6 protein-coding genes and 1 pseudogene are annotated in these 7,225 nt (G+C 65.3%); 6 read left to right on the top strand and 1 reads right to left on the bottom strand.

Annotation, left to right across the window (positions count from 1 at the left end; translation table 11 throughout):
- Window positions 1-3 precede the first annotated feature (3 nt).
- Window positions 4-2,139 carry a putative bifunctional diguanylate cyclase/phosphodiesterase gene (locus AYJ54_RS02575; RefSeq protein ID WP_063696301.1) on the bottom strand — a complete coding sequence of 712 codons (2,136 nt, stop codon included), beginning with the start codon at window positions 2,137-2,139 and terminating at the stop codon, window positions 4-6.
- Window positions 2,140-2,788: 649 nt separating this feature from the next.
- On the opposite strand from AYJ54_RS02575, the gene mepA reads away from it, so the two are divergent.
- From mepA to AYJ54_RS02605, 6 genes and pseudogenes are all read left to right on the top strand, one after another.
- Window positions 2,789-3,733 (top strand): penicillin-insensitive murein endopeptidase, encoded by a 945-nt coding sequence (mepA, locus tag AYJ54_RS02580; protein WP_063696317.1) that lies wholly within the window; start codon window positions 2,789-2,791, stop codon window positions 3,731-3,733.
- Between the two features lie 156 nt (window positions 3,734-3,889).
- Window positions 3,890-4,393: a hypothetical protein gene (locus AYJ54_RS02585; RefSeq protein WP_063696302.1), complete on the top strand. Its 504-nt coding sequence runs from the start codon at window positions 3,890-3,892 to the stop codon at window positions 4,391-4,393.
- Between the two features lie 194 nt (window positions 4,394-4,587).
- The gene (gene modA, locus AYJ54_RS02590) at window positions 4,588-5,373 is read left to right on the top strand and encodes a molybdate ABC transporter substrate-binding protein (protein ID WP_063696303.1); all 786 of its coding nucleotides are present in this window, start codon (window positions 4,588-4,590) and stop codon (window positions 5,371-5,373) included.
- A gap of 13 nt (window positions 5,374-5,386) precedes the next feature.
- Window positions 5,387-6,082 (top strand): molybdate ABC transporter permease subunit, encoded by a 696-nt coding sequence (gene modB / locus AYJ54_RS02595; RefSeq protein ID WP_063696304.1) that lies wholly within the window; start codon window positions 5,387-5,389, stop codon window positions 6,080-6,082.
- A 2-nt stretch (window positions 6,083-6,084) separates the two neighbouring features.
- Window positions 6,085-6,747, top strand: a complete 663-nt coding sequence (modC, locus tag AYJ54_RS02600) for a molybdenum ABC transporter ATP-binding protein (RefSeq protein ID WP_063696305.1) — start codon at window positions 6,085-6,087, stop codon at window positions 6,745-6,747.
- A 225-nt stretch (window positions 6,748-6,972) separates the two neighbouring features.
- A pseudogene (locus AYJ54_RS02605) lies at window positions 6,973-7,225 on the top strand (IS110 family transposase); the annotation flags it as partial.

Below are 7,225 nucleotides of genomic sequence, written 5' to 3' on the forward strand. Positions count from 1 at the left end.
ACGCTAGGCTACCAGCGCGGTATCGCCATCGATGCCGCGCTGCGCCGCCAGCAGGCTGATGATCTCGGCGTTCGGGCGGGCCTTGCTGAACAGGAAGCCCTGCCCCTCATCACAGCCTTCGGCCCGGAGGCAGCTCAGCTCGGCCTCGGTCTCAACGCCCTCGGCGGTGATGGTGACCCCTAAGCCTTTGCCGAGGCTGACGATCGAGCGGATGATCGCTTGCGCCTCGCGATTGGCACCGAGATCGCGCACGAAGGACTGGTCGATCTTGATCTTGTCGAAGGGGAAGCTGCGCAGATAGCTGAGGCTCGAATAGCCGGTGCCGAAGTCGTCCATCGAGATGCGCACGCCGAGCGCGCGCAGCGCGTGGAGCGTCGCCAGCACCTGCGCGCTCTTCTCGAGCAGCAGCGTCTCGGTGATCTCGAGCTCGAGCCGCCGCGGCGGCAGGCCGGAATGCTTCAGGGCGTCCGTCACGATCGAGAGCAGATTTCCGCTGCGGAACTGGAGCGGCGACAGGTTGACGGCGACACGGACGTCGTCCGGCCAGGTTACGGCGTCGAGGCAGGCGCGGCGCAGCATCAATCCGCCGAGCGGATTGATCAGCCCGGTGTCCTCGGCGACCGGAATGAACTCGGCCGGCGAGACCATGCCGCGCTCCGGATGCGGCCAGCGCACCAGCGCCTCGAAGCCGGTGATGCGCCCGCTGGAGAGATCGACCAACGCCTGATAGAAGGGCCGCAGCACATCGTTCTGGATCGCGTCGCGCAGCTCGACCTCGATCTTGCGGCGGCTCTGCGCTTTCGCATCAAGTGCGGCCTCGAAGAACGCGAAGGTGCCGCGGGCATCGCTCTTGGCGCGCGACAGCGCCATGTCGGCGCTCTTGAGCAGCTTCTCCGAGTCATCGCCGTCGCCGGGTGCCATCGCGATGCCGATCGAAGCGCCGATCACCACGGAATGACCTTCGAGCAGATAGGGATCGGCAATGGCTTCGAGCAGACGCTTGGCGAGCATCACCGCGTCCTCGGGACGCGTCAGCCCGCTCTGCACGATCGCGAACTCGTCCGAATTCAGCCGTGCCAGCGCGTCCTCCTCGCGCAAGGTCGAGCGCAACCGCTTGGCGACACCGCGCAGCAGCTTGTCGCCGATCGCATGACCCAGCGTGTCGTTAACCGCCTTGAAATTGTCGAGCCCCAGCATCAGCACCGCGACCTTCTCGGCGCTGCGGCGCATGTGCAGGAGCATCTCGTCGATCTGCTGGCGCAGCAGGTTGCGGTTCGGCAGGCCGGTCAGCCCGTCATGCTGGGCCATGAACGCAAGCCGGGCCTCGGCGCGCTTGCGTTCGGTGATGTCCATCAGCGCGAGCAGCACCGCGGGCCGCTCGGCATAGGTCAGCTCGCGGGAGTAGATCGCGAGATCGATCAGGGCGCCGTCGGCCTTGACGTGCTTCCAGGTGCGCGCGGCCTGCTCCTCGCTGGAGCGATCGGTGGTCCAGGGCGGCTCGTTGTCGAACGCCTGCAAGGACCGGATCGTCAGCCTCTCGAACTCGGCACGGCTGTAGCCATAATGCGCGACCGCGGCATCGTTGACGCCGAGGATGCGCTCGTCGTCCAGCGCACAGACGATCATGGGGACGGGATTGCCGTCGAACAGCAGCCGGAATGAAGCCTCACGCTGCTTCAATTCGGTGATGTCGACGCGCAGGCCGACGACGCCGCCGTCATCGGTCAGCCGCTCCTCGATCAGGACGACGCGGCCATCCGCCAGCTTCTGCTCGTGGCGTGCGCCCGGCTGATAGAGTTTTTGCAGCCGCTCGGCGATCCACTCGTCTTCGTGGCCGATCGCTTCCGGATAGTCGCCGCGCGCGACGCCGATACGCAGCGTGTCTTCGAGGCGCGCGCCTTCTGCGAACAGATCGGCGGTCTTGCTGTAGATCTCGGCGTATTTCCTGTTCCAGAGGACGTAGCGGCCTTCGGCGTCGAGAAACACGATGCCCTGCGGCAGGATATCGATGGCCTGGCGAAGGCGCTCGTGCGACCTGCGCGCGTCCGCGATCGCAGCCTCCGCCTCCGCGCGGCTGCGCATGAGTTCGTCGATTTCGACGGAGGAGCTTTGCGCAGTTGCGGTCTTCGCCTCAGGCATACGCGAGCGCGCGGTTGCCCAGGCCGACCGCTTTCGTTTTTTTGCTTTTCGAGACCCCAAACTCAACTTCACACGCCTTACTCGCGCCCAGCGGCCGCAAGTCTTCGGCCAAGTGTCTGAAGAAACAGTAATGTTCGTCGCCTTCGCCGACGGACGCACATCCCCCGCGACCGCGGGGCTCGACGTCTCTGCCTGTTTCCGAGGCGCCGCCGCGGCGTCCGACGCGCCAGGCCCATCCCGCCGTCGCAATCAAAGGGCGGGACGATGCAAAAGCGCGCCCTCTCCATGCAACAGTTCCGAAGCTGCAGCCGATTGCATGCAGAACGAAGCTGCTTCTCCTCCAACGCACGAATTTTGGTCAATGCAGGATAGGGTTATCGTGGCGTTAAGAAGCGGCCCCTGCGGACTGCAATTTTCGACGACCTGCCAGCCCTCGTTGGAAATGCGAATCGTCGTGTTGCGCGCGCCCTCGCACCGGACCAGCGCGAACAAAGTCGCGACATGCGCGGGATGCAGTCTCACACAGCCATGCCGGGCCGCCGAGGCGATGTTGCGGTGAGGCAGCGGCTGTAAAGACACTGTGAGGTTGTGCCGGGCCGAGAGGCAGATTCTTAACCCCGACGCGGCGTTCGGCTATAAGGACGTCAGCATGAGTCCCCGCCGCATCGCCCCTCTCCTGCTTTTCATGACATTCCTGGCCGCCGGCACCGCGCTGGCCCAGGACAGGGGCAGCGTCAACCCGAAGCCGCTGCCGCCGCTCGCCAATCCCAACGATCCCAAGATCGGCGCCAAGGAGCTGTTCGCGCGAAAACTGTTGCCTTCAAAGGGGCCTGCGCGCGTGATCGGCTCCTACGCCAAGGGCTGCATCGGGGGCGCCGCGCAAATGCCGCTCAACGGCGACAATTGGCAGGTGATGCGGCTGTCGCGGAATCGCAACTGGGGCCACCCGAACATGATTGCGCTGATCGAGCGGCTCGCAGCGAAAGCGCACAAGGACGCCGGCTGGCCCGGCATCCTGGTCGGCGACATCGGCCAGCCGCGCGGCGGCCCCGCATTGTCAGGCCATGCCAGCCATCAGGTCGGATTGGATGCCGACATCTGGCTGACGCCGATGCCGGATCATCGCCTGTCGCGCGAGGAGCGCGAGGAGAAGTCGGCGGTGATGATGGTGCGCGAAGACCGGCTCGATATCGATCCGAGAGTTTTCACGCCCGGCCATGTGCTGGTGCTGCGCGACGCGGCACAGGAACCGGCCGTGCAACGCATCTTCGTCAATGCCGCGATCAAGAAGGCGCTCTGTCGCGAGGCCAAGGGCGACCGCTCCTGGCTGTCGAAGATCCGGCCGTGGTGGGGCCACGACTATCACTTCCACATCCGCATGCGCTGTCCGGCGGGCGCCAGCGAATGCGAGGGACAGCCGTCGCAGTCCGAGGACGAAGGCTGCAATCCCTCCGATCTCGCCTACTGGTTCTCTGATGCGGTGCTGCACCCGAAGCCGCCGCCGGAGCCGCCAAAGCCGAAGCCGCCGATGACGCTGGCGCAGATGCCGGCCGCCTGCAAAGCCGTGCTGCACGCGCCCGACACCAGGCCGTAACAAGTTCGTCAGCCGGCTGGCCGCTATCCCCTGGAATGGGCTAAGATCGGGCTGTCGCTATGCCGTAAGCAGGCGGCATCTCGGGATGCGCATCCCGTTCTTCAACACGCCCGCCGCAAGCCCGCATCATACGCGTGGCCAACGATGAGATTCGACATGCGCGTCCTCGCTTTCCTCGCCGCACTCTCGCTCGGCGCGACCTCCGCTCTGGCTGCCGAAGAGCCGAGCGGCTGCGACAAGTTCAAGTGGCCGATACATCGCGAGCGCGCCGCGCTCACGGCGCCGGACCGCGCCAAGCTCGCATCGGGAAGCGAACAGGCGGCCCTACCGTCATCGGCCATCACGTTGGGCCTCGTGGCGCCCGCGGATGCCAAGCTGCCGACGCCGCCGGAGCGCGCGCCCAAGGATGGCACGTTTGCGGGCTTTGCGAGCTTCAAGACCGTGAAGGCGGGGCTCTACACGATCAGCCTGTCGGCCGGCGCCTGGGTTGACGTGATGCAGGACGGGCATTTCCTCAAGCCCGCGGCCTTCAGCGGCGCGACCGATTGCGAGGGCCTCCGCAAGACCATGAAATACGAGCTGTCGGCGCAGCCCGTCGTGCTCCAGGTCAGCGGGGCCAAGGACAATTCGATCTCGATCGCGATCCTGCCGTTGGAATAGGCCTGGTCCGTTAGACAAACGGTCGCCTTTGACCTAAAGCCTCGGCCTGCTATGTTTGCAGTGCGATATCCCTGTCGACCGTAAGTCGTTACAGGGCCAAGCGGAACAGCGCTTCCGTCCGTCGCGCACCTGACCCACCCAACGCCAGATCTGCGCGTGCATATGCACGCACGGGCTCGCACGGAGCGCTATCCATGTTTCGTATTGCCGGACTTTTCACCGCCTTCGTGATTCTCGCGGGCGCGAGCCTTTCGCCCGCCGCCGCCGAGGACAAGCCCATCACCGTGTTCGCCGCCGCCTCGATGAAGAACGCGCTGGACGAGGTCGATGCCGCCTACACCGCCAAGACCGGCGTCAAGTTCAGCGTCAGCTACGCCGCGAGCTCGGTGCTCGCCAAGCAGATCGAGCAGGGCGCACCGGCCGACGTGTTCGTCTCCGCCGACACCGACTGGATGGATTACGCGACCAACAAAAAGACCATGAACGAGTCGACCCGCGTCAACCTGCTCGGCAACAGCATCGTGCTGATCGCGCCGAAGGACTCCAAGATCGACAACGTCACCATCGCGCAAGGCTTCGACCTCGCCAAGCTTGCCGGCGACGGCAAGATCGCGACCGGCGACGTGAAGTCGGTGCCGGTCGGCAAATACGCCAAGGCGGCGCTGGAGAAACTCGGCGCCTGGCAGGCCGCGGAGCCGAAATTCGCCATGGCCGAGAGCGTGCGCGCGGCGTTGACGCTGGTCGCGCGCGACGAAGCGGCGCTCGGCATCGTCTATTCGACGGACGCCAAGGTCGAGCCCGGCGTCAAGATCGTCGGCACCTTCCCGGCGGATTCGCATCCGGCGATCATCTATCCGGTCGCGGCGACCACGACGGCGAAGCCGGAGACCAACGACTATCTCGCCTTCCTGCGCACGTCGGCGGCCAAGGCCATTCTGGAGAAATACGGCTTCAAGTTCCTGATCAGCCCCACGACCTGATGTTTGCGACTTGATGTTCGAGATCTCGCCTGCCGAATGGACGGCGATCCTGCTCTCGCTCAGGGTCGCCGTCATAGCAACGCTGGTGGCGACGCCGTTCGGCATGGGGCTGGCATGGCTGCTCGCCCGCCGCGACTTCTGGGGCAAGTCGGTCATCGATGCGCTGGTGCACCTGCCGCTGGTGCTGCCGCCGGTCGTTACCGGCTATCTCTTGCTCCTCACCTTCGGCCGCCGCGGCCTCGTCGGCGGCTTTCTCGCCGACTATCTCGGCATCGTCTTCGCCTTCCGGTGGACCGGCGCGGCGCTTGCCTGCGGCGTGATGTCGTTTCCGCTCCTGGTGCGCCCGATGCGGCTGTCGATTGAGGCGATCGACCGCCGGCTCGAACAGGCCGCCGAGACGCTGGGCGCCGCGCCCTGGAAAATCTTTTTCACGGTCACGCTGCCGCTCGCGCTGCCCGGCGTGCTCGCCGGCATGGTGCTTGGCTTTGCCAAGGCGATCGGCGAATTCGGCGCGACCATCACCTTCGTCTCCAACATTCCCGGCGAGACCCAGACGATTTCCTCGGCGATCTATTCGCTGATCCAGATGCCCGATGGCGATGCTGCGGCAGGCCGGCTCGTCATCATCTCGATCGTGCTCGCGCTCGGCGCGCTGATCGCAGCCGAGTGGTTCGCCCGGCGCGCGACCGCCCGGCTGCATGGAAACTGACCATGCTGCGCGTCGACGTCGAAAAACAGCTCGGTGACTTCTCGCTGCACGCATCCTTCACCAGCGAGGGCCGCGTCACTGGCCTGTTCGGCGCCTCCGGCGCCGGCAAGAGCTCGCTCGTCAACATGATCGCGGGACTGCTGCGTCCCGACCGCGGCACCATCGTGATCGACGGTGATGTCGTCGACGACACCGCGGCCCGCATCCATGTCCCGACCTATCGCCGCCGTATCGGCTACGTCTTCCAGGACGCGCGGTTGTTTCCGCATCTCGACGTCGCGCAGAATCTGGACTACGGCCGGCGGATGAACCGCCTTGCGCCCGATTCTGCGCAGCATAAACGCATTATCGACCTGCTCGACATCGGCGCCCTGCTCGACCGTCGCCCGGGAAAACTCTCTGGCGGCGAACGCCAGCGCGTCGCGCTCGGACGCGCGCTCTTGTCCAAGCCGCGGCTTCTGTTGCTCGACGAGCCACTCGGCGCACTCGACGAGGGCCGCAAGCTCGAGATCCTGCCCTACCTGGTGCGGCTGCGCGACGAGGCCAATGTGCCGATGGTCTATGTCAGTCACGACGTCGCCGAACTGCGCCAGCTCGCCACGCAGATCGTTATGCTGAAGCAGGGCCGAGTGACGTCGTTCGGCGGAGTGAAGGTGCTGTCGTGAGGGGCGAAGCTTGGTGGAACGTCGGCTAGAGGCAAGCCGCCAACGCATTCACTGCCGTCGTCCCCGCGAAGGCGGGGACCCATAACCACAGGATTTTGCGGTTACGAAGAGCTCCCACCACGAGTCATCGCAGAACTCAATCTTGTGGTTGATGGTGTGGACGGCCCCCTACGGCATCAGTGTGCCAGAATGAGGTTGTCGAAATCTCAGACAAGGGAGCCGTCCGTGAGCCAGATTATCCGCATTGGGATGGATACGTCGAAGTATATTTTTCAATTGCATGGGGTTGATGCATCGGAATCGGTCGTGCTTCGCAAGCGGCTGAGCCGCAAGGCGATGCTGGCGTTTTTTGCCAAGCTGCCGCCGACGGTGGTGGTGATCGAGGCCTGCGGGGCAGCCCACCACCTGCTTGGCAAGCTGGGGCACACGGCCAAGCTGATCGCGCCGCAATTGGCGAAGCCCTATGTGCCGCGCAACA

The sequence above is a fragment of the Bradyrhizobium centrolobii genome, assembly GCF_001641635.1.
Classification (GTDB): domain Bacteria; phylum Pseudomonadota; class Alphaproteobacteria; order Rhizobiales; family Xanthobacteraceae; genus Bradyrhizobium; species Bradyrhizobium centrolobii.